The sequence below is a fragment of the Devosia aurantiaca genome (assembly GCF_011058215.1).
Lineage (GTDB): Bacteria > Pseudomonadota > Alphaproteobacteria > Rhizobiales > Devosiaceae > Devosia > Devosia aurantiaca.
Genome location: NZ_JAALFG010000002.1, coordinates 526869 through 549094, shown reverse-complemented (window position 1 = coordinate 549094; position 22226 = coordinate 526869). Strand labels below are relative to the sequence as shown.

The 22226-nt window shown below is 62.7% G+C and carries 18 protein-coding genes and 1 tRNA gene; 14 read left to right on the top strand and 5 right to left on the bottom strand.

Annotated elements, in window-relative coordinates:
• Window positions 1–45: 45 nt before the first annotated feature.
• Window positions 46–984, top strand: a complete 939-nt coding sequence (locus tag G5575_RS10325) for an endonuclease/exonuclease/phosphatase family protein (protein ID WP_164534243.1) — start codon at window positions 46–48, stop codon at window positions 982–984.
• On the opposite strand, the gene G5575_RS10320 is transcribed toward G5575_RS10325, so the two are convergent.
• Both G5575_RS10320 and G5575_RS21105 read right to left on the bottom strand, forming a co-directional pair.
• Entirely contained in the window at window positions 972–2081 is a 1110-nt protein-coding gene (locus G5575_RS10320; protein ID WP_164534242.1) for a pyridoxal phosphate-dependent aminotransferase, read from the bottom strand. The two genes, G5575_RS10325 and G5575_RS10320, sit on opposite strands and share 13 nt — an antisense overlap.
• A gap of 312 nt (window positions 2082–2393) precedes the next feature.
• Window positions 2394–2525 carry a hypothetical protein gene (locus G5575_RS21105; protein WP_268904410.1) on the bottom strand — a complete coding sequence of 44 codons (132 nt, stop codon included), beginning with the start codon at window positions 2523–2525 and terminating at the stop codon, window positions 2394–2396.
• Between the two features lie 133 nt (window positions 2526–2658).
• Between G5575_RS21105 and G5575_RS10315 the strand changes: the two genes are divergently transcribed.
• The 8 genes from G5575_RS10315 (at window position 2659) to G5575_RS10285 (ending at window position 7912) form a co-directional block, all read left to right on the top strand.
• A tRNA-Lys gene (locus G5575_RS10315) sits at window positions 2659–2734 on the top strand.
• A 152-nt stretch (window positions 2735–2886) separates the two neighbouring features.
• A complete protein-coding gene (locus G5575_RS10310; protein ID WP_164534241.1) occupies window positions 2887–3768 on the top strand; it encodes a dioxygenase family protein in 882 nt (293 codons plus the stop codon).
• 55 nt (window positions 3769–3823) lie between these two features.
• On the top strand, window positions 3824–4027 hold the full coding sequence (locus tag G5575_RS10305; protein ID WP_164534240.1) for a hypothetical protein: 204 nt from the start codon (window positions 3824–3826) through the stop codon (window positions 4025–4027).
• A 188-nt stretch (window positions 4028–4215) separates the two neighbouring features.
• Window positions 4216–4431 (top strand): cold-shock protein, encoded by a 216-nt coding sequence (locus tag G5575_RS10300; RefSeq protein ID WP_164534239.1) that lies wholly within the window; start codon window positions 4216–4218, stop codon window positions 4429–4431.
• 177 nt (window positions 4432–4608) lie between these two features.
• Complete coding sequence (locus tag G5575_RS10295; protein ID WP_164534238.1) at window positions 4609–5313, top strand: YjbE family putative metal transport protein; 705 nt, start codon at window positions 4609–4611, stop codon at window positions 5311–5313.
• A 105-nt stretch (window positions 5314–5418) separates the two neighbouring features.
• Window positions 5419–6591: a lipid II:glycine glycyltransferase FemX gene (locus G5575_RS10290; RefSeq protein WP_164534237.1), complete on the top strand. Its 1173-nt coding sequence runs from the start codon at window positions 5419–5421 to the stop codon at window positions 6589–6591.
• Window positions 6588–7736 carry a lipopolysaccharide biosynthesis protein gene (locus G5575_RS20375; protein ID WP_235935916.1) on the top strand — a complete coding sequence of 383 codons (1149 nt, stop codon included), beginning with the start codon at window positions 6588–6590 and terminating at the stop codon, window positions 7734–7736. Before G5575_RS10290 ends, G5575_RS20375 begins: the two co-directional genes overlap by 4 nt.
• The gene (locus G5575_RS10285; protein WP_456236460.1) at window positions 7721–7912 is read left to right on the top strand and encodes a hypothetical protein; all 192 of its coding nucleotides are present in this window, start codon (window positions 7721–7723) and stop codon (window positions 7910–7912) included. Before G5575_RS20375 ends, G5575_RS10285 begins: the two co-directional genes overlap by 16 nt.
• Here G5575_RS10285 and G5575_RS10280 read toward each other — a convergent pair whose 3' ends face one another.
• Together G5575_RS10280 and G5575_RS10275 are read right to left on the bottom strand one after the other, a co-directional pair.
• A complete protein-coding gene (locus G5575_RS10280; RefSeq protein ID WP_164534235.1) occupies window positions 7913–8317 on the bottom strand; it encodes a hypothetical protein in 405 nt (134 codons plus the stop codon).
• Entirely contained in the window at window positions 8293–8475 is a 183-nt protein-coding gene (locus G5575_RS10275) for a hypothetical protein (protein ID WP_164534234.1), read from the bottom strand. Before G5575_RS10275 ends, G5575_RS10280 begins: the two co-directional genes overlap by 25 nt.
• Before the next feature lie 132 nt (window positions 8476–8607).
• Between G5575_RS10275 and acs the strand changes: the two genes are divergently transcribed.
• The 4 genes from acs (at window position 8608) to G5575_RS10255 (ending at window position 13975) form a co-directional block, all read left to right on the top strand.
• Window positions 8608–10551 (top strand): acetate--CoA ligase, encoded by a 1944-nt coding sequence (gene acs / locus G5575_RS10270; protein ID WP_164534233.1) that lies wholly within the window; start codon window positions 8608–8610, stop codon window positions 10549–10551.
• Window positions 10552–10725: 174 nt separating this feature from the next.
• Complete coding sequence (locus tag G5575_RS10265) at window positions 10726–11808, top strand: glycoside hydrolase family 3 protein (RefSeq protein WP_164534232.1); 1083 nt, start codon at window positions 10726–10728, stop codon at window positions 11806–11808.
• Window positions 11809–11899: 91 nt separating this feature from the next.
• Window positions 11900–12697 carry a UDP-2,3-diacylglucosamine diphosphatase gene (locus tag G5575_RS10260; RefSeq protein ID WP_164534231.1) on the top strand — a complete coding sequence of 266 codons (798 nt, stop codon included), beginning with the start codon at window positions 11900–11902 and terminating at the stop codon, window positions 12695–12697.
• Window positions 12698–12781: 84 nt separating this feature from the next.
• On the top strand, window positions 12782–13975 hold the full coding sequence (locus G5575_RS10255; RefSeq protein ID WP_164534230.1) for an MFS transporter: 1194 nt from the start codon (window positions 12782–12784) through the stop codon (window positions 13973–13975).
• Between the two features lie 1321 nt (window positions 13976–15296).
• Here the strand turns inward: G5575_RS10255 and G5575_RS10250 are convergent.
• Window positions 15297–19979, bottom strand: coding sequence for an apolipoprotein A1/A4/E family protein (locus tag G5575_RS10250; protein WP_164534229.1), 4683 nt, complete (start codon window positions 19977–19979; stop codon window positions 15297–15299).
• Window positions 19980–20308: 329 nt separating this feature from the next.
• Here G5575_RS10250 and G5575_RS10245 point away from each other — a divergent pair, with 329 nt between their 5' ends.
• Entirely contained in the window at window positions 20309–20698 is a 390-nt protein-coding gene (locus G5575_RS10245) for an Hpt domain-containing protein (RefSeq protein ID WP_164534228.1), read from the top strand.
• Window positions 20699–22226: the final 1528 nt, after the last annotated feature.

Genomic DNA, 22226 nt, shown 5'->3' with positions numbered 1-22226 from the left:
AGCCAAGCTGGTCTAGCCTGCCTTCAAGAAACGGCGGGCCACAGCATGCTGAGCAAGGCAGAATTTCGCGGCGGGATCCTGGCGCTGGCCGGGATCATGACCGTCGTCTACCTTTTAGTGTCTCTGTCGCCGGGCCTGCCGGGCGAGTTGCTGCTGCAAACCCTGCGCTTCCACCTGATCGTGGTTGGTCTCATGCTCGCGGCGTTGGCGCTGGTCTTCGGCGCACGCTGGCGCGGGCTCATGTTTTTGCTGGTCGTACTGGGCAGTGCCCTTCATGGCGGGCTGATCGTTTGGGATCTTTATGCCCGGCGCACCGACATTGCCGCTGAGCCCGCAGCGCAGTTTCGCTTCCTGAGCTTCAACGTGCTGGCCGGCAATGATCGGGCCGCAGAACTGGTCGAGACGGTGCTGGCCGACCCGCCAGACGTCATGCTGGTGATGGAAACGCCGGGCATCGCTGATTATCTCGACGAGATGGCGGCGGTTTTTCCGTACCGCGCAGGCTGCGCGGATGATGGCTGCGATATTTCGCTCCTGTCGCGCTTCCCGATCGAAGCGTCGCAGGTCGTGGACCTCCCACCGTTTTTTCGGCAGCGGCTCGTCACCGCGCGCGTGACGATCGATGGTCAAGCAGTGACCGTCGCCGGCCTTCACCTCTCGAAACCCTATTTCGACGAGGCGTCCTGGGGCGAGATTTATTACATCCGCCGCGCCCTGCGCGAGATTGAAGGGCCAATGGTCATTGCGGGCGACTTCAACGCTGCGCCATGGTCCGAGCCGGTCGCCTGGTTTACCCGACAGCTCGATCTTGCACCCGGCCCGTGGCCCGCTGCCACCTGGCCGGTGCGCCTCGGGGCACTTGGCGTGCCGATCGACAACATGTTCACCCGCGGCAATGCGCGGCTACTGACCCTGGAGGCCGGCGACAATCTTGGCTCCAACCACCGGCCCCTTTGGGCCGATGTCGCGATTTATGCCGACTGAGCGTCCTGGAGGGCGATCGGCAGCGCTTCAGCGAGGATGTCGAGCTGTCGTTTTGGCCCGGCGCTAATACGGATGTGCTGATCGAGGCCTGGGGTCATGGGCTTGCGGATAAAGACGCCTTGCCGGGCGAGGCCTGCGAGCACTGCGCTCGCGAAGGCGGCATCGCGGCCGCAATCGACCGCAACGAAATTTGTGCCGGAAACGAGGGGGCGCAGACCGTTGGCTTCGGCAATGTCGCCGATTCGCTTCCGCGCATCGGCGATCGCATTCACGGCCTGCCGCAAATAATCCTGATCCGCGAGCGCGGCGAGACCGGCGGCCTGTGCCAGGCGATTGACACCGAAATGATTGCGCACGCGCTCGAAGGCGCGCACCAGGCGGCGATTGCCCATCGCGTAGCCGACGCGGATGCCCGCGAGCCCATAGGCCTTGGAAAAGGTGCGAAGCCACAAAACATTTGGCCGGTCGGTATCGACCTCGGTGACGACGCCGGAGGGAGCGGTTTCGCCATAGGCTTCGTCGAGCAGCAGCAGGCAAGTTTCCGGGAGCGCATTGATGAAGCGCAGCACGTCCTCGGCTGGCCAGAACGACCCCATGGGATTGTCGGGATTGGCGAGATAGACCATCCTTGCGCCGGTCTCGTGGGCTTTGCGCGCCAGGGCCCCTAGGTCTTCATGCACGCCGCTATAGGGCACATAGTGGAAGACGCCGCCAAAGCCGGCGACGTGGTAGTTGAGCGTCGGATAGGCACCCAGCGATGTCACGAATGGATCGCCCGGTGCGATGAAGAGGCGGACGGCAAGCTGCATCAGCCCATCGATGCCTTCGCCGAGCACGACCTCATCCGGCTCGATGCCGACATGTTCGGCAAGGGCGGCACGCAGTTCATAGCCTTCCGGATCAGGATAGGCCCAGACGTCAGCCACAGCGGCGGCAATGGCTGCCTGAACTTTCGGGCTTGGGCCGAAGCCCGACTCGTTGGCGCCGATGCGGGCGCGCAGCGGCACGCCAGAGCGGCGTTGCAGCGCTTCCGGCCCGACAAAGGGCACGGTTTCGGGCAGGCTATCGGCGAGAGCGGTAAAGGGCGGGACGGGCACGAGGGAGCGATCCGGGTTAATCTGAGATCATTCTAGCGAGCCCCGATTTCAATGCCAGCGATAACACCCGCAGTTCTGCACAGCCGCGCGCCAGGCTAAACTCCCGCCGCTGCTGGGCTCCCCGCAAACAAGCCGCACGGGTCGCTTTTGAGATAAATGCCAGCTTCGTCGGCAAGGCCTCTTCTACCATGGCCGTCCACCCTTGGCTGGTCATTCGCATCAGCGATTCCCTAGCGACCAAGACTTCAGGAGATCAGGGTGAACCCAACTTTCGTGCTTGCGCGAGACCATCTGCAGCGCGCAGCGACAATCCTAGGCGGCGTCGATCAGCGTTCGCGGCAGCTGCGACATATTATCGAGCGAACCATCGGCCTGATGGAAGAATACCGGCCCGAACCGCCGCCGCGCCCCAGCAATGTCATTGAGCTCAGCGATTACGATCATTTGCGCCAATGACTTGGCCTATTTGCGAGGCGCTGCCGGGTGCCTCGCAAATTTTGCACATAAAGTTTTTTAGGGCGCTGGACAGCGGGAAATCCGTTGGTTATAGAGGCGCCACTTTGGTAGCCCAAGCACTGGGCGAGTAGCTCAGTTGGTAGAGCAGATGACTCTTAATCATCGGGTCCACGGTTCGAGCCCGTGCTCGCCCACCAAAGTCTCCCCACTTCTTTGATATAAAGATCGGCGCTGACGCTTTTGCGACAGATTGCCGATTTTTCATCTGCCGGTATCCAGCACGTCATGTGCACTTGCCTAGAAGGCCGGTGTCCACCTCGACGTGGATGGCTTTTGGAAGGATTGCGGGATGTCGGAAGACGCTCACCACCATGACCATGACTTGGGTTTTGCCCACGACCTGCCGCGCATGATCGGGCGGCGGCGCTTGCTGACGCTGATGGGCGGCATCGGCCTTGTGTCGCTGACCGGTGGCGCTGCAGCGGCGCTCGAATGCGTCGCGCTGCCTTGGGAAACCGCGGGTCCTTATCCAGCAGACGGCACCAATGTCAAAGACGGGCAGGTGGTCAATGCGCTCACCCAGGACGGGGTAATCCGGCAGGACCTGCGCACCTCCTTTGGCGGACTGACGCCGGTGGCCGATGGCGCCGAACTAAACCTCGAATTGACGCTGCTCGATGCCGACGGATGCACGCCGCTCGAGGGCTATGCGATCTATCTCTGGCATTGCGACACGATCGGGCAATATTCGCTCTATGACACGACGGACGCAAATTACCTGCGCGGTGTCGGTGTGGCCGACGCGGACGGCAAGGTGCGTTTCACCACGATCTTTCCCGGCTGCTATGACGGGCGCTGGCCGCATATGCATTTCGAGGTGTTCGAAAGCGTCGAGGCTGCCATCAGCGGCGAAGCATCGGTTTTGACGGCACAGATCGCGATGCCTGAAGCCGAAAGCGCGGCGCTCTATGCTGCGGACAGCCGCTACAGCAACGGCGCGGAAAATCTGACTCATGTTTCGCTGACGAGCGACATGGTGTTCAGCGACAACAGCGCCGAAGCTTTGGCGCAGCAGACGATGACGGTCGCCGGCGACGCGGCCAGCGGCTATGCCGGGTCCGTGGTTATAGCGGTCGATCGCACTGCGGAGCGCAGCAGTGGCGGCATGCCGGACGGTCCGCCGCCGGATGGTTTTCCGGGCGGCCGCCCTCCGGCACCACCGAGCCGCTGAGGCTGGTCGTCCGTTTAGGGGTGCATCGTGATGTGATTGCCTATAGGCTCATGACATGAAACCACATGTCACCCCCATCGAACGGGCTTTCGAGCTAGCCCGCAGCGGCCAATGCCGGTCGACCACCGAGATCAAAAAGGCCCTCAAGAGCGAAGGCTATGTGATCGAGACCCTCACCGGCGCGACGCTTCTGAAGCAATTGCGCAATACGATTCTGGCGCATGGCGGTGGCGAGGCGATGCACACGCCGCGGTCGTAAACTGTCTTGCCCTTGCCACGATTGGGTGGCATAACAGCATCATACGTTTTCAGCCTAAGTCGGCTGCCTCTGACGGGTTATTCCCGGTCCTTGGCTCACTGATCGAAATGCGAACGTTTGTAGGGCCTCTTGCATGTTGCAGAGGAAAGCGCTCGTTACGCTACGGCTCGAGCTTTTAGGAAATAAAAATGGCTACTCACACTGGCACCGTTAAGTTCTTCAACTCCACCAAGGGCTTCGGCTTCATCACTCCCGAATCCGGCGGCAAGGACCACTTCGTGCACGTTTCGGCTGTGCAGCGTTCGGGCATCGACGGCCTCTACGAAAACGATAAGGTCACCTACGATGTCGAAACCGGTCGCGACGGCCGTGAATCGGCTGTGAACCTGACGCTGACCAAGTAAGCTTTACGCTTCTTGCCAAGTTTTCGAAGGCCGCTCCCCGAGCGGCCTTTTTGTTTTGCCGTCGTTCAACACAATAGCTGCAACTTTTGTCTTGTTTGTTCACGCGGCCTCTTGAAGCGCAAGCAAGCGAGGGCTAGCAGCTTCTCTCAACCATTCTGACACCTCCCCAGGACAATCATGTTCGGTCTCGATCCGAGTTTCCTTTCTTCGCTGCTTCAGGTCATTCTGATCGACCTCGTTCTGGCCGGTGACAATGCCGTGGTTATCGGCCTAGCCGCCGCCGGCTTGCCCGCAGACCTGCGCCGCCGCGCCATCCTCATCGGCATCCTGGCTGCAACGGTGCTGCGCATCGGTTTTGCGCTGATCACGACGCAGCTGCTGTCGCTTGGCGGCGGCCTGCTGATCGCCGGTGGCGTGCTGCTGCTTTACGTCTGCTGGAAGATGTATCGCGAGCTCAGCGTTCCGCACGAGGAAGAAGGCCAGGCCACCGAGGCTCTCTCCGACGCCGACCACAATGCCGATGGCAAGGTCGCCGGCAAGGCGCCGCGCAAGACGCTACGCCAGGCCGTCATCCAGATTATCATCGCCGACGTTTCGATGTCGCTCGACAACGTCCTCGCCGTGGCCGGGGCGGCGCAGCACCATTTCGAAGCGCTGATCTTTGGCCTTGCGCTCTCCGTCGTCATGATGGGCGTTGCCGCGACCTTTATCGCGCGCCTGCTCCATCGCTACCGCTGGATTGCCTGGATTGGTCTGCTGATCATTCTCTTCGTCGCCATCCGCATGACGCTGGAAGGCCTGGGTGCGTTCGTCACCATCCCGGAAATTCCGTTCCTCTACACGCCGCATGCGGTGGGTACTGCCGCCGCCGTTGCGCATTAGCCTTTGGTAACCACGGGACGATGTTGTCGGCATTTGTCCCGTGCCGATAGGAAATTGCTCACCCCACTTCGATAGTTTCCGGCTGAACAAAGCCGGAAACGCGTGATGACTGCCTTTACCGGCCTGGTCTCAGACCCAAGCACCGCAGAGCCTCAGACGCCGGCCCGGTCCGGCGTGTTCTTGGCCGTGCGCAAGGTCGACGGTGCCGAGTTCGACCGGATCGTTTCGGGCTTCGACGGCGTCTGCAAGGAACAGCTTTATCGTTTTGCCGCCATCCGCTGGCCAGGCGTCTTGCTCGAGCCGCGCCTCTTCGAGCTCGACCGCCGCGTAGTCGGTGGCGTGCTGATAATGGTGCAGAAGCTGCCGCTGGTCCTTGGGCAGATCGCCATCGCCAAGTGGGGTCCGATGCAGGCCAACAGCCGAGCCCGCAATGCTGCCGAGCTTTATGCCGGCATGATCGAGGCGCTGGTCGGCGAATATGCCGAGGCTCGTGGCATGATGCTCTCCATCCTGCCGCATGCCTCGGTGACGCCGCAGAACGAGCAGTACCGAATGCTGCGCAGCCGCGGCTTTCGTCCTGGCGCCGCCTTGCCTTACCCCGACCGCTACCTGGTCGATTTGAGGCTGAGCGATGCCGACCAGCGCGCCAGCTTCGACCAGACCTGGCGCCGGCAACTCAAGCGCGCGGAAAAGGCCGAGCTGGTTTTCGAGCGGGCAGGGCCCGGCCAGCTCGGCGAGTTCAAGTCGCTTTATGCGGCAATGACCGACCGCAAGCAATTCCGCGATCATTCAGCCTTTGAAACCATCGACAGCCTGATGGAGCTCGACGAGCCGGCGCGGCCGGAGCTGTTCTTCGTGCGGCATGCGGGCGAGGTTGTCGCCGGCGCCATCATCTTCAAGGCCGGGGAACGAGCCGCCTATCTTTACGGCGCCACCAATGACCAGGCGCTGCCCTTACGCGCCGGCTATTTTCTCCACTGGCAGGTCATCCGCTGGCTGCGCGACCATACGCGCGCCCATTGGTATGACCTTGGCGGCACCGACGGTTATTCGGGCCTCCATCAGTTCAAGAAGGGCATGGTCGGGGAGCGCGGCGTCATTCGCCCGCTGCCGCCGGTGCTGAACTACGCCACGCGACCCATGGCCCGCTGGATCGGCACCGCGGCCCTCGGCGCCCGCGAAGTCGTCAACGACCTTCGCCGCCAGCTCGACGCCCGCCATCCCTCCGGCGTTCATCCCGATCTACCCCGGGAAACACTGGACGACAGCAGATTATGAGCCTTGCACGCCGGCTGCTGTCACAATCAACCATCATCTTCGGCGGCCGCCTCTTCGGGGCCGGCCTGATCTTTCTGGTGCAGGCTTTCATCGCACGCTTCTGGGGTGCCGCGATCCTGGGCGAATACTTGATCATCATGGCCGTGGTGAACCTTGTTTCGACCGTCATGCCGCTCGGTTTCCAGACCGTCAGCACCTATTTTGCGGCAGAATACCGGGCACGCGGCGATCGGCGGCAGTTCACCGCTTTCCTGATGCGCAGCTATGCCCATGTGGCGCTGATGTTCGTGATCCTCTGCCTAGCAGGACCGCTCGCGCTCGAACTTTTCGGGCTGGGCGAAAGCGCGCTTGCCCAGCATTTCATGCCGGTCGCGCTGCTCGGCCTTGCCGCCGCCGTCGTCTATGTCACCGGAAATGTGCTGATCGGCATCAAGCGGCCCTATGCCGGGCTCTTCGCCGATGGCGTCTTCCGCCCGATGATGATGATGACGCTGTTCTTCGTCTGCGCCCTCACCATTGCAAAACCCCAGCAAAGCTTTGGCACCATGCTGTGGGCGGTGGCTTTCGGCTACCTCGCGATCGCCGTGGGCCATTTCACTATTCTGATGCTGTCCCTGTCCCGCGTCGACGACACCGTGCCGGCGCGGCCGGCCGAAGTGTCGCGCTGGTGGCGCTTTGCGACGCCTTGGGTGCTGATCACCATCGCCACGGACTACTTCTTCGACATCGACCTGCTGCTGCTCGCAACGATCTTGCAGCCGGAAGAACTTGCCATATTCGGTGTCTGCACGCGCATCTTCGCACTGGTCTCGTTCGGCGTCTCCGCGGTTTATTTCGTGACCTTTCCCGACATGTTCGAAAGCGAAGCCAAGGCTGATCGCCAGGCGTTTCATCGCAAGGTCGGGGAAGCGAACCTTGCGGCCAGCGTGGTCTCGATCGGCCTCTTCATCATCGTAGCGCTCGGTGCACCCTTTGCACTCAGCATTTTTGGCCATCCTTTACGGCGGGAGCCGGGCCGATGGCGATCCTTTGCCTCGCACTGGTGGTGCGGGCGCTGCTGGGCCCTGCGTCCATGGTGCTCTCTATCCACGATCGCCCCTGGTCGAGCCTGCCGGCGGTGGCGCTGGGCATGGCGACGCTGGTAGTCGGCAATTGGCTTCTGGTGCCGAGCCTGCACCTCACCGGGGCGGCGCTGGCGGCCCTAATCGCCATCACGGTCTGGTCGGTTGGGCTCTGGCTGATCGCCCTGCGACTGGCCAAGATCGATGTTTCGATCCTGCAATGGCTGCGCTCGCGCCGGGCTGCCGTGCCGGCGGAGTGATCAGGCGCCGACGAGGCTCTTGAGCCGGTTCTTCATGCGCTGCAGGCGGCCGACATAGCCGCTGTCATAGGGCACGTCCTGGCGGGTGTAGAACTTTTCGATGAGAAGGTAATCCTCGCCGAAGATGTGCTTTTCCAAGAGCGCCGTCTCCCGATAGCCATAGCGCTTGAGCAGCATGCGGGCGACTTCGTTCTCTGGCCGCACGAAGGTGAAGGCCTTGTGGAAGCGGTTGTTGTTCCAGTGCTCGTCGAATGCGCGCATGCCGAACATGCCGAGCTTGGTCTGCCGATGCGAGGGGAAGACCCAGCTCCAGTAGCGGAAAACCGCGCCGCAATCGGGACCCGAAACCATGGCGCCGCCCGGCACGCCATCGGCGCACATCAGCATGATGTGCCAGGGGTCCATGGCCAGAAGCCCGCGCAAAAGGTCTTGTCCAGCCGTCCGGCCTCGTGGCGCTTGAAGCGCTCGCCATAGTGCGGCGAGGACAGGATGACGTCCTGCAACTCGCGATAAACGAGGTCGATATCGGCGGCAGTCGCGGCGCGGATGGTCATTTCAGCCATGGTCGGCTCCTCGGATATGAGCGCACTTTAAGCGATGGCAGTTAACACCATGCTGCCGTTGCGGTTTGACCCCTTGCGGGTGGCGGTGCCGCTCCTTTAGAAGCATGGGCGGGAGAGACAGGGAGGAAGCCGATGAGCGAGCAGCTCATATTCCAGCCGAGTGCGGCCGCAGTCGCACACACCCATACCAATGCCGAGCAGTATGAAGCGCATTACGAGCGCTCGGTTTCCGATCCGGATGGATTCTGGGCCGAGCAGGCCCGGCGTCTCGACTGGGTAAAGTTTCCCACCAAGATCAAGAACACCTCATTTCAGTATCCCGACATCTCGATCAAGTGGTTCGAGGACGGGGTGCTCAACGTTTCCTACAACTGCATCGACCGCCACCTCGACAAGCGCGGCGATCAGGTCGCCATTCTCTGGGAAGGCGATACGCCGGGCACGCAGGATCTGGTGACCTATCGGCAGCTGCATGAGCGCGTCTGCCGCTATGCCAATGTGCTCAAGGCCAATGGCGTCCAAAAGGGCGATCGCGTCACCATTTACATGCCCATGGTCATCGACACCGCCGTGGCGATGCTGGCCAGCGCCCGCATCGGCGCCGTGCATTCGGTGATCTTCGGCGGTTTTTCTCCGGATTCGATCGCCGGACGCGTTGGCGATTGCGGGTCCAAGATCATCCTCACGGCCGATGAAGGCCGCCGTGGCGGCAAGATCATTCCGCTCAAGAAAGCCGTCGACGAAGCGCTGACCAAGGTCGGTGGCGTCGAAAAGGTCATCGTGGTCAAGGTCACGGGCAACGCCGTGAACATGGAGCCTGGTCGCGACCTTTGGTACCATGACGAAGCTGCCAAGGTTTCGGCTGATTGCCCGCCTGAGCCGATGAATGCCGAAGATCCGCTTTTCATCCTTTATACGTCGGGTTCGACCGGCAAGCCCAAGGGCGTGCTGCACACTACGGGCGGCTATCTGGTCTATGGCTCGCTGACGCATCAGCTGAGCTTCGACTATCGCGACGGCGAAGTGTTCTGGTGCACGGCGGACGTGGGCTGGATCACCGGCCACACCTATATCGTCTACGGACCGCTGGCGAACGGCGCGACGACGCTGATGTTCGAAGGCGTGCCGAGCTACCCCGATGCCAGCCGCTTCTGGCAGGTGGTGGAAAAGCACAAGGTCAACATTTTCCACACAGCGCCGACCGCCATCCGGGCGCTGATGGGTGCTGGCGCCGAATATGCCGACAAATACGACATGCCGACGCTACGCCTCCTGGGCACGGTCGGCGAGCCGATCAACCCCGAAGCCTGGCTCTGGTACTCCAAGCATGTGGGCAAGGATCGTTGCACGGTGGTGGATGCCTGGTGGCAGACCGAGACGGGCGGTCACATGATTGCGCCGTTCCCGGGCGCCGTGCCGACAAAGCCGGGTTCGGCCACCAAGCCGTTCTTCGGCGTCCAGCCGGTGGTGCTGTCTCCCGAGGGCAAGCTTCAGGAGCAGACCAAGGCTGAAGGCGTGCTGGCGATCAAGGACAGCTGGCCGGGGCAGATGCGCACCGTATATGGCGATCACCAGCGTTTCGTCGAAACCTACTTCAGCCAGTACAAAGGCTATTACTTCACCGGCGACGGCTGTCGCCGCGATGAGGATGGCTATTACTGGATTACCGGCCGGGTCGACGACGTGCTCAATGTTTCGGGCCACCGGCTCGGCACAGCCGAGGTCGAAAGTGCCCTTGTCGCCCATCCCAAGGTCTCCGAAGCCGCGGTCGTGGGTTACCCGCACGACATCAAGGGGCAGGGAATCTACTGTTACGTGACGCTGATGGCAGGCGAACAAAGCTCGGACGAGTTGCGGAGCGAGCTCAAGACCTGGGTGCGCAAGGAAATCGGCCCGATCGCAACGCCGGACCTGATCCAATGGGCGCCGGGCCTGCCCAAGACCCGCTCCGGCAAGATCATGCGCCGCATCTTGCGCAAGGTGGCCGAGAACGACTTCGGCGCGCTGGGCGATACCTCGACGCTGGCCGATCCGACGGTCGTGGACGATTTGATCGCCAATCGGCAGAATCGATAGGCAAGAGGCGGGCGGTGATTGAAAGGTCACCGCCCGTTTCGTTGGGCCCAGACTGGTAGACGTGCTCGCTGCCGCGCAAGTGAAGCCTTCGCATCGCGGCGACGGCCCATGCTTCATGATAATGCCGCGATTGATCGAGCAAGGTGCGGCCATCACCAAGACAGGAAATTGCCCGTGCTGCGCTTGCTTGCCATTCCTCTCCTCGCCGCCGTGTTCAGCGTTCCCAGCAGTGCCGCGACTCTGGAGGAAATGGCCGGGCAGATGATCGTCGTCGGCTTCCAGGGTGACAGCGTTGGCGATGCAGGGGTCAAGGCGGTGGCCGGAGAGCTTGAAGCCGGCCGGCTCGGCGGCGTCATGTTCCTCAAGACCAATGTGGCGAGCCTTCCCGCGGTGCGGAAGCTCAACGCACTGTTCCGGAAGGCTTCGCCGACCTTGCCGCCATTCCTGACGCTCGATCAGGAGGGCGGGGCGGTCGAGCGCTTGACCAAGGATGTCGGCTTTGCCGAAATCCCCAATGCCGCAAGGATTGCTGCGGACAATTCGCCGGCAGAAGCCGAAGCGATCTATGCGAAGATGGCACAGGGCGTTGCGGCCGAGGGGTTCTCGGTTAATTTCGGCCCGGTGGCCGATCTTAACACCAATCCCAATAATCAGATCATCGCCAAGTTCGGCCGGTCGTTTTCGGCGGACCCGGACGTGGTCGTTGCCTATGACGAGGCCTTTATCGCGGCCCATCACGGGGCAGGGCTGGTGACGGCTCTCAAGCATTTTCCCGGGCACGGCTCATCGACTGCCGACAGCCACGAGGGCTTTGTCGATATTACCCAGAGCTGGGACGAAGCCGAGCTTGAGCCCTATCGCGCCATGATCGCCGATGGCATGGCGGACATGGTGATGGTGGGCCACCTTTATCACGCCGGCTATGCCGAGGGTGACGAGCAAACACCCTCGTCGCTGTCGCCGCGCTGGATCGATGGCGTGCTGCGCACCGATCTCGGCTTTAACGGCGTGGTCATCAGCGACGATCTCGAAATGGGGGCCATCCGCGATCATTTTACGCTCGAGCAAACCGTGACTAAGGCGGTTCGGGCCGGCATGGACGTCCTGCTCTTCTCCAACACCGCCGACTACCATGCCGGACTATCGCGCGAAATCCTTGCCATCCTCCTCAGCGAAGCCGAGGCCGACCCGCAATTTGCCGCGAGGATCGAGCAGAGCTACGGCCGCATCGTTGCTCTTAAGGCGCGCTTGCAGTAATTGGCTTCTCCCGGCTTGCCCTGTCGGGCCTTGTTTCCACCGCTGGTGGGAACGGTTAAAGTGGGTCCGATAGAGCGGAGGCCGGTTGTACATGGCGGATGATCGAGAGGTCCGGTGCGTCCGGGCGCTGTTCTTGTCCGATGTGCATATGGGCATGCGGCCAATTCGTATCGGCCAGTTGATCGACTTCCTGCGCAGCCATGACGCCGAAACCATCTATCTGGTCGGCGATATCGTCGATGGCTGGCGCCTTGCCAAGGGCTGGCACTGGCCTTCCGAATACAACACGCTGATCGACCTGCTGCTGCAAAAGGCTACTGCCGGGGCGAGGATCATCTATCTGCCCGGTAACCACGACGAGTTCTTGCGCGAGTATCTCGGCACATATTTCGGCGAAGTGCAGCTGGTCGACCGGACTGTGCACACGTCGGCCACGGGCAAGACCTATCTCGTCATCCATGGCGACCAGTTCGACGTGGTGGTGATGAATGCCAAGTGGCTCGCCCATGTAGGGGACTGGGCCTATAACGCAGCGCTTCGCCTCAACCTTGCGGTGAACTGGGTGCGACGGCGCCTGGGCCTTCAATATTGGTCGCTGAGCGCCTGGGCCAAGCAGAAGGTCAAGAACGCCGTGTCCGTTATCGGCCGCTTCGAGGAAGCGCTGGTGCACGAGGCCAAGCAGTCAGGGGTCGATGGCGTCATCTGCGGGCACATCCACCTCGCCGACATGCATGACCGGCTGGGCATCCAATACATCAATACCGGGGACTGGGTGGAGAGCTGTACGGCCGTGGTCGAGAACCATGACGGGCAGTTCGAACTGATCCGCTGGACCGAAATGGTGACCGGCGAGCCACGCCGGATGCGTGCCAAGCGCAGTGCCGCCTAGGCGCGTCGATTGACTCTTGCCACCGCTGGCCAATGGAGTCAGTGAGGGAAACGCGGCGTGCTTCGCGCCGGGAGTTTCTTTTCCATGCCATCGGCCGTTTCGCGCTTGGACAGCCCCGAGCTGCGCGCTTCTATCTATCAATTCATGGTCTATGTCCCGGGCGGCGTGTCCTCTGTGTTTCTGGGCATCTGGCTCAGCCAGCATGGCATCCCGGCAGACCAGATCGGGCTGATCAACGCGCTGCCGACGCTGTGCCTCTTGTTGCTCAATATCGCTGTCGGCCGCATCGCCGATAAGCTTGATGATTGGCGCACGGCGCTGATCTACATTTCCCTTGCCTCGGCCCTGGCACCGCTTCCGCTCTATTTCGTCTCCGAGTTCTGGGGCATCCTGCTGGTCTGGGCACTGTGCAGCACCACGAACGGACTCGTTCCGCCGGTAATCGACGCCGCCACCGTTCGCATGACCCGGCGCAATGGCACTGATTTTGGGGTGATCCGTGCCTGGGCGACCGTGGGTTATGTGTTTGCGGCAGGCGGGCTCGGCCTCTTGCTCAATATGATGGGCTCGGGCGTTTTCATCACGCTCTATGTCGTCACCGTGGTGATCCGGGCCGCCTTGGCTTTCCTGCTGCCGCGGTTTCGGGCACCGACCCAAAAGGTGACACTGGCTGATGCAGCGGTCACGCCGGCAGCGCCGAGCCGGCTCAAGGATAGCCTTCAGCTTTGGTTCATACTCCCCCTCCTGGCCTTCGCGCTGGTCAATTCCAGCAACTCGCTAATCGGCGGTTTTGCCGCTCTCGTCTGGTTCGAAAACGGTATTCCAAGCTACTTTCTAGGCCCTTTGCTCGGTATAGCTGCCGCCGCAGAAGCTGTACTGATGTTCGCCTGGCGCCGCTTCGGCGGCCGTGTTTCAGCCCGCAACATGATCCTCGTCGCCGCCCTCGCCGGCCTTGTGCGCTTCACCATCATGGCCTTCAATCCGCCGGTGGAAGTGCTGTTTTTCACCCAGCTGCTACACGCCTTCAGCTTCGGCATGGGCTATTTCGGCGTCGTTCATTTCATTGCCAACTGGACCAACGAGGCCAATGCCGCCGAAGCACAGGGCTTTGCCAATATGCTCAGCATGGGTGCCGCGATGCTGGCACTGTCGATTTTCGGTGTCCTGGTGGAGTTCTTCGGGACCTACGCCTTCTTCTACTCGACAGCCACGGCGCTCATGGCCGTCGGTTGCGTGTTGTGGTCGCTAAAGCTGCGGCCAGCCAAGGCTTTAATCTAATGCAGCATTCAGCGGGCTGCTGAAACAAAAAGGCCCCGGATTGCTCCGGGGCCTTTTTGTTTGTTTCGCGCCGCCTAAGCCAAGCGACCGCTGGCGTGGGCGAGGGTGGTGTAGACCTTGCCGCGATCGGACAGCAGGTATTCGCGCGTCTCGGCAGCTGGATTGGCGCCAGCAGCGGCGCGCTTCAGAAGCTGCTCGAATTCGCTCATATAGGCCTGGGCCGTGCGCGCAAAATCCGGATCGCGCTGCACGCGACGACGGACTTCATCATAGGTGCTCTGGCCCGTCAGCGAGTAGATGCGGCGGGTAAAGACGTTGGACTCGCCGGCCTGATAGCGCGACCAGGCATCGGCCAGGGCATTGTTGTCGATCGAGCGGATGATCTCTTCGGTGAGGCCCGACAGGCCCTGCGTCTGCGGCTGCGCGCCAGCCTGGTTGGCCGAGGCGTTGCGCAGCACGTCACGCAACCAGCCACCGCCCTCTGGCTGAGGCTGCGGTGCCGTCGCGACTGGGGCAGGGGCCGTCTGTACGGGTGCTGTGACTGGAGCGGCTACAGGGGCCGGCTGCTCGACGGGACGGGTGCGGATCGGGTCGACCAAGGCAGGACGAACCGGCTCGGGACGATAGGTCTCGCGCACCGGCTCCGGCTGACGCTCGACCTGGCGTTCCACCGGACGTTCGACCTGGCGCTGCACTGGCGACTGGTAGGCCGGCGGCTCAGGCTGGCGCGTCGGGGTGCGCTGGGCCGGGCGGCGGTCGATCAGGTCGTGGCTGGCCGGCTGCGCGCGGACGATGGCGTTGAGTTCGCTCAAGGCCTCGATCTGCTCGGCAACGACGCGACGCATGGCAGCGGCGCTGGCGCGGGTTTCTTCGGGCAATTCGTTGACGCCGCGGGCCAGTTCGGCACGCGTGGCTTCAAGCTCGGTGCCGACTTCGCGGGCGGTCTCGCGCATGGCCTTGGCGGTGTCGGCGAAGCGCTGGGTGGCTTCCTCGATGGCGCGCTGCATGTCCTCGACCATGCGCTGCTGAGCGTCCTGCAGTGCCTGGTTGGCACGGCGGCTTTCATTACCGGCGACATCGTTGAACTCGCCCAGCTTGCTGGTGACTTCGCCGCTGGTGTCGTCGAGCGTCTGGCGCAGCTGGCCGGTGGTCTCGTCCAGGGCGCGGCGGAGCTGTCCGGTGTTGCTGCTGATAGCCGTGCGAACGGTGTTGGTCGCTTCCGATACCGTTTCGGTGAGGCTATCGCGCGTATTGTCGATCGCCGAGCGGACCGAATTGGTGGAGTCGGCGATGGTATCGGCGAGGGTCGAGGTCGTCGTGGTCAAGACATCGGTGACGCTGCCGGCGGTCGAAGCAAGCACGTCGCTGACGCGCGATGCGTTTTCTTCCAGAGCGGAATTGATCTGGCCGGTCTGGTCGGACAGCGCCATCCGCACCGATGCGGAGGTCTGGGCGAGGGCGGCGGCAGCGGCTTCGGCGGCGCGCTGGACCGCATTGTCCATCTGCGCGACTTGGCCGTTGAGCGTTGAGGAGAAGCGCTCATTGGTGGTGTAAAGCGCGTCGTTGACGCTGTTGGAGTTGTTCTGCAGAGCTTCAGTGACGGCAAGGCTGTTGTTCTGCAGAGCCTCGGACACCGACGTGCTCGTGTTTTGCAGGAGTCGGTTACGGTCTGGGTCGTGGCCTGAAGGGCTTCGGTGACCGACTGGCCAGTCGACAGCAGAGCTTCATCCATGGCGCGACGGGCACCGATCAGGCGGCGTTCCGTCTCGTTGACGGTGTCGGCGATGGTTTGAGCGAAGAGGCGCATGCGGCCATCGATGTCGTCGGCGCGCGAGGCGAAGCTTTGAGCCAGTGCATCCATGGCGCCGCGGCGGTCTTCGAGGTTGATCAGCGCGTTGCTGCTCGAGGATTCGAGCGCATTGGCAGCCTGGTTGAGACCGGAGGCCTCAGCGTCGAGACGGCCAAGGATCGAACCGAATTCGTCCACCATGGTGCGGATGGTGTTCTGCAGGGCGCCCACATGCTGGGTGACCATCTGGCCGGCCTGTTCGGTCTGGCCCAAGGCTTCGCGCATGGTGTTGGCATAGGTCGCAGTCTGCTGGGCGACGCCGGTTTCGAGTGTGGCAAGGTTCGCGGTCGAGGCGTCGAGCACCCGCTGCAGCAGCAGGTTGCCGTCGTTGAGCTTGTTGAGCGCGTTGGTGACGTCGTTGAGGATGCGCGAGGTCGAAACCGACATGATGGCTTCGGCTTCACGGGAGTTTTCGTTGAGCGCGTCACGCAGGAGGTTGCCGTGGCTGGCAAGAGCGTTCTGCAGTTCGGCCGAACGCTCGGTGACGAGATTGGCGAACTGGTTGGTGCGCTCTTCAACTGTCTGGTTGATGACCGTAAGGCGGCCATCGATGGCATCGACCGCGTTGAGCGCCTTGACCGAGACGATGTCGTCGATGTTGGCGGCTGCAATGCGGATCTGGTCGAGGGCGCTGCGCACAGCGCTGTCCATGCGATTGGCCGTGGTCTCGACATTGTCGGAGATTGCGGCCGTGGCTGCCGTGATGCGGGTGGCGATGGTTTCTTCGATGCGATCGGCGCCTGCTTCCAGATCGGCCATGGACTGGACGATCGAGGTGCTGATCGACGCGTTGAGGGACGCGAGACGCTCGGCGGTGATGTCGGCACGCGCGGTGATGGCCTCGGGAAGGGTGCCGAGGCGCTGATCGACCATCTGGACGATGGTGTTGCGGGCGGCGGTGACACCGGTTTCGATAAGAGCTGCAGCCTGGCGCGCGCTTTCACCGACGCTGGTGCTGGCGCTTTCGATTCGGGCGGTGACGCTGTGCTCGGCATCGGTGATGCGGGCCACGGCGTTGTCGAGGCCGGAGCCGAGGCTTTCGTTGACCTCCGCAACCTTGCCGGCCACGGCGGCTGACATTTCGTCGAGCCGCGACGCAATGGTCTGGCTGACGTCCCGCACCGAGGCTTCGATGCTTTCGCGGGCGCTGCGGCCATGCTGGTCGAGCGTTTCTCCCAGTTCGCTTGTGTGCAGCGAAATGGTTTCGCCGATCGAGGCAGTATGGGTGGAGAGCGTGTCGGAAAGGGCGCGGGTGCGCTCGTCGAGGCGCGACACGAGGGTCACGGCGCGCTCGTCCATCTGGTTAGCGATGTCGCCGGTGCGGGTCTCGAGTTCGAGCGACAGGAAGTTGGCGCGTTCGGAAAGCGTGTCGGCAAGGCGCTGGGTGCGGCTGCCGATCGCCTGGTCGAAAGCCTGGGTGCCGCTGGACAGGGTCTGGCCCAGTTCCTGCGAGCGGACGCGGATGGCTTCGCTGACTTCGGCGCCGCGAAGGCCGAGCGTCTGATCGAGATAGGCCGTGCGCGACGTAATGGCTTCCGAGATTTCCGACGTACGGGCGGCAAGGGCCTGCTCGAGATCAGCGGTGTGGCTGACGATGGCGCCAGCGACCAGGGCAGTGCGCTCGGACAGCGTCTGCTCGAAATCGGCAGTGCGGGCAGCGAGCGTTTCGGTGACCTCGGCGGCGCGAGTGGTCAGTACGTTCTCAAGGCCTGCCGTCTGTGCAGCGATGGCGCCGGCAACAGCAGCGGTCCGGGTCGAAAGGGTCTGCTCGAGACCGAAGGTTTGGGCAGAGATAGCGCCGGCGACCGAGGCGGTGCCTTGAGCGAGGGTCTGTTCCAGCCCGGCGGTTTGCGCAGCAATGGCGTCGGTCACTGCTGCCGTACCGGCAGAGAGGGTCTGGTTGAGGTCGACGGTCCGCGCCGTCAGTGCATCGGCAACGGCCGCTGCGCGCGTCGCAAGGGTTTCCTCGAGCGCTGCGGTATGTGCAAGGATTGCGTCCGACACTTCTGCGCTGCGGGTGGAAAGAGCCTGTTCGAGGTCGGCCGTGCGCGTAAAGATTGCGTCGGAGACTTCTGCCGTCCGGGTCGAGAGGGTTTGTTCGAGCGCTGCGGTGCCGCTCGACAGTGCGTAGGAGACTTCGGCCGCTCGCGATGAGAGCGCCTGGTCCAGGGCCGCGGTGCGGGTCGAGATAGCGTCCGACAATTCAGCGGCGCGGGTGTTGAGGACTTGGTCCAGGCGGCTGGTGCGGCTGTCCAGGTTCTCGGCGATGGCGCCGGTGTGCGTATCGATCTGGTCGACAATCTCCCGCGTGCGGGTGGTGAGGGTCTCGGCCACGGCCTGGGTGCGGGCACCAAGCACTTCGCCCAGCTCGCGCGTGCGTTCGAGAACGATGTCGTTGAAGCGGCCAGATTCCTGGTTAAGTGCCATTTCAAGGACATTGGCGCGGGCGGCAAAGCTCGTGCCCTGCTGATCCAGGCGGGCAACGAGGTTTTCGCCCTTGTCGCCGATGACGTTGTCGAGCGCGTGCAGCTTTTCGTCGAGCAGGCTGGTGATCTCGCTGAGCCGGGCATCGAAGAGGCCCAGCGATTCCTGGCCGGCTCCGGACAGGGTCAAGCGAGCCCGTTCGGAAGTGTCGTCGAGAGCACCGCTGATCTCGATAATTGCCGACTGCATGCGGCTATCGAGGGCGTTGAGCTGGATAGAAACGGATTCGTCGAGCTGGCGCGAAAGGGTCGCGAGCAGCAGTTCTGCCTCGGTGCTGCGAGCGCCGATGTCGTCGGCAACGCGGCCGCCGATGGAGCGGAACGAGGCCACGACTTCGTCGCCGCGCAGTTGCAGCTGGTCGACGAGGGTGGTGCCGCCATCGGTCAGGAGGTTGGAGAGAGCGGCGGTGCGCTCGTCGAGGGCGCTCGAGAGGGTGCCGGTGCGGGCTTCGATCAGCCCGGCAATGGTCTGTGCGCGATCTTCGAACTGGCCGGCCCAGGCGTCGCTGCGGGCGCTGATCTCATGCGTGCGGCTGTCGATCGCAGCGGCGATATTGTCGACATGGCTGTCGAGAGCGCGCGTCAAAAGGCCGATACGGTCTTCGACGCCGCTGTTGAGGTCGGCCGTGCGCGCGTCGAGCGCCCGGGTCATCGCAGCGGTCTGGTCTTCGAACCCCGAGGCAAGGCGATTGGAGCTATCGTCCAGCGCGCCGAGGAAATCGCCGGTGCGGTTTTCGATCAGGTTGACGAAGCTGTCGGCGCGTTCGCTGAAGCCACCGGTCAGCGTGTTGCCGGCGGTTTCAAGCGCGCGGGTCAGATTGCCGCCCGATTCGACGATGGTACCGGCGATACGCTGGCTGATCATGTCGAGGTCGAAGACTAGGCCGGTATGGCTCTCGGTGATGGCTTCGCGGACGCGCTCGGTATTGGTCAGGACGCTTTCGCGCTGGCTGGCCAGTTCGCCGATCAGGGCGCGCATGCGCGACTCGTTGTCGGAATAGGTGCGTTCGAGAGCGGTGACCTCGTTGTGGATCATCACTTCAAGCTCGCCGGCACGCGAAAGGGCGCGTTCAAGCCCGTCACCGAGGGCATTGACTTCGCGGCGAACGGCCTGGCCGACGGAGGCGACCTTGTCGGCAGCAGCCACTTCCGGCTCGGCCAGGCGCATGGCTGCCTGGGTGATCGAGGAGGCGGCGTTGCGCAGGTCGGCGGCACGGCGGAAGAGGGTGGCAACGGCAAAGAAGCCGAGCACCGGCAGGATCATGATGGCGAGCGTGGCCACGAACTCGATCGAGCCGAAGAAGGCGCCGGTGTTGAGCTGGCTGCCAAAGCGCAACCAGGCAACGATGCCGGTGGCGACGATCCAGACGATGGAGAGCAGCAGTGCCAGCCAGGTCGGCGTGGACGAGGAGCGATTCTGAAGGCCGTAAAGAAGCTTGGAGGTCGAGATGCGATCGTCGTTGGCGACCGAGCTTGCCTGCTGCGCGATCTTATCGGCGGCACGAAGCCGTTCCGAGCGGGCCGGCTCGGGCTGGCGACGCTCAGGCTGCTTCTTTTCGGGAGCGGGCTGGGCAGGCTGATCGAGATTGAAAACCGAGTCCTTAAGAGCGTCCTCGACGGCCGAAAAAGCCAGCGCTGCCGGGTCGTTCTGTGGTGTCGGGGTCTTGGCCATACTCTTTACTACTCTCGCGTCGGCACTGCAGCATGGAGGCGGACTTTGGGAGGTGTTGTGGCAGACAAGCCCTTACGGGCCCGACCGTCAAAACAAAACAATTCGATGCAAATGGTCTGCACCGTCCCCCAACCCTCGCCGCCGCGCGCTGGTTCAAAGCCCATTTATACATTCAATTTTATGCAAACCGAACGGTTTCTTACCCAAAGGTTAATTTTCGGGTGGAAACCGTTAAGGATTTGACGGGCAATAAAGGCGGCTCCGTGGCTTAAGATCGTCTTAAACGCTCAGCCCTAAGGTCATCCACAGGCGTGTGTGGAGTACCGAGAATGGCGGAAAGAGCCTTTGCCGAAGTCGCTGTTCAGGATGAAGCCAATAGGCCGATGCGGCCGATCGACCTCGTGCACCTGGCCAAGCAGTGCCTTGGCGACGAAAATCTCGAGCGTGAAATTCTGCGGTTGTTCGAGACGACGCTCAAAACCTATTACGAGCGGCTGACCATAGCGACGGCCTTCGACGATCTTGCCATCAATCTTCATTCCATCAAGGGTGCGGCGTCTGGTGTCGGTGCGTGGTCGGTTGCGGAGCAGGCAAAAGCCATGGAAGCGGAAATGTGCGACGGACGGCCGGTCAAGGCGGAGCGCATCGCCGACCTCGGCATCGCTGTGGAAGAAGTGCGCGACTTCATCAGCCGGATGCTGGCCGATGAAGCCGCGTAAAGATTAGGCCGAGCGGAATACTGCAACGGGCAGGGGCCCGAGCAGGTCGCTTAGGCTTGTGCCTGTCGGTTTTCGTTCGCTGAGGACCGGCGTCCAACCAGCAAGGTCCATGCGCAGGCTTGCAGTGCCGATCTCGTCGGCAAGCCCTAGCCAGGCAACAACCAGAACTTGCTGATTGTCATGCTTGCGGATGAAGGCGAGTGCCCTGTTGTGTGGGTCGTTATCGATTGTGATGGGCTCGTAGCTGCCTTGGGCGAAAAGGTCCGGCAGTTCCTTGCGCAGTTGCAGCAGGCGGTGAATGACGCTGAGCTTGGCGGCGCCAGTCGTCCAATCTGCCAATAGGGCCTCTGGCTCGGCGAGGGTGTTCAGCAGCTTCTCACGTTGATCGAAGTCGACCGGCCGGCGGTTGTCGGGGTCGACCATGCTTTGCTCGTAAAGCTCGGCGCCCTGGTAGATGTCGGGCATGCCGGGCGAGGTTAGTTTGAGCGTCGCGGCAATGAGGCTGTTGCGCAGGGCGAGGGGCCCGAGCTGGTCCGCGAATCCGCGCAGGTCTGCAAATAGCGGTCCCTGGGCATCGAGAAGCGTCGCAATGACGGTGTCCAGCTTGGCTTCGTAGTCCTCGACCGGTGCTGTCCAGCTGGAATTGCGGCGACCTTCGCGGACCGCCTTCATCATCGCGGCCTGGCTGCGGGTTCGGAAGGTCTCGAGGGCCTTGTCCGGGATGCCGGTGGCGAACTCTGCAGGCCAGGCTCCGATGAACTGCTGGAAGATGTAGTAGAGGTCGTTGCGATCGATTTCGCCGACGCCTGCGGCTTCCAGCATGCCGGACCAGCGCTGAACCGCCTGCTCCCACTCGTCCGGTATCAGCGATAGCGCTGCAATGCGGGCGCGCACGTCTTCGCCGCGCTTGGTGTCGTGGCTGGAGCTGGTCAGCATGCCGAGCGGCGCCTGCTCGGCGCGCTGTTGGTTGAAGGTGTGGAAGTGCTCGACACTGGCAGAGAAGCGGTCCGGTTTTTCGCCAACATCGCTGAGGGCCAGCAGACGGTTGTATTGATAAAGTGCCGTGTCCTCGAGACCCTTGGCCATGACCGGGCCGGTATATTGCTGCAGCCGACCCGCCGCTTCGAGAGCCTCCGCCCGATCATAGCCTTCGGCCACGAGGCCGCCGGTGGCGACTTTGCCGATGAAGTCGAAAACGGCCGGGTCGAGGGTCGGCGCCATGACGCGGGCCTGGTCGAGAGTTGCTTCAATGTTTTTGGCATTGCGAGGATCAAGCTCGGAGCCATCCACATAGCTTCGATAGACCTGCATGGAGGCCACGAAGTGCCGCAAGCCATTGCGGATGCTGTTGCGGGTCAGATCCGAGGTGGCGCGGTTTGACTTGGCCAGGGCGCAAAGACGCACGGTCAGCGCGTCCAACTCGGCTGCCATCTCGTAGTCGATGATTTCGAGCTTGGCCTTGCGTTCGAGCTCGTCCAGCGTTTCGGTGCGGCCGGTGAAACCCTCGTAAAGCCTGGTGAGTGGCGCC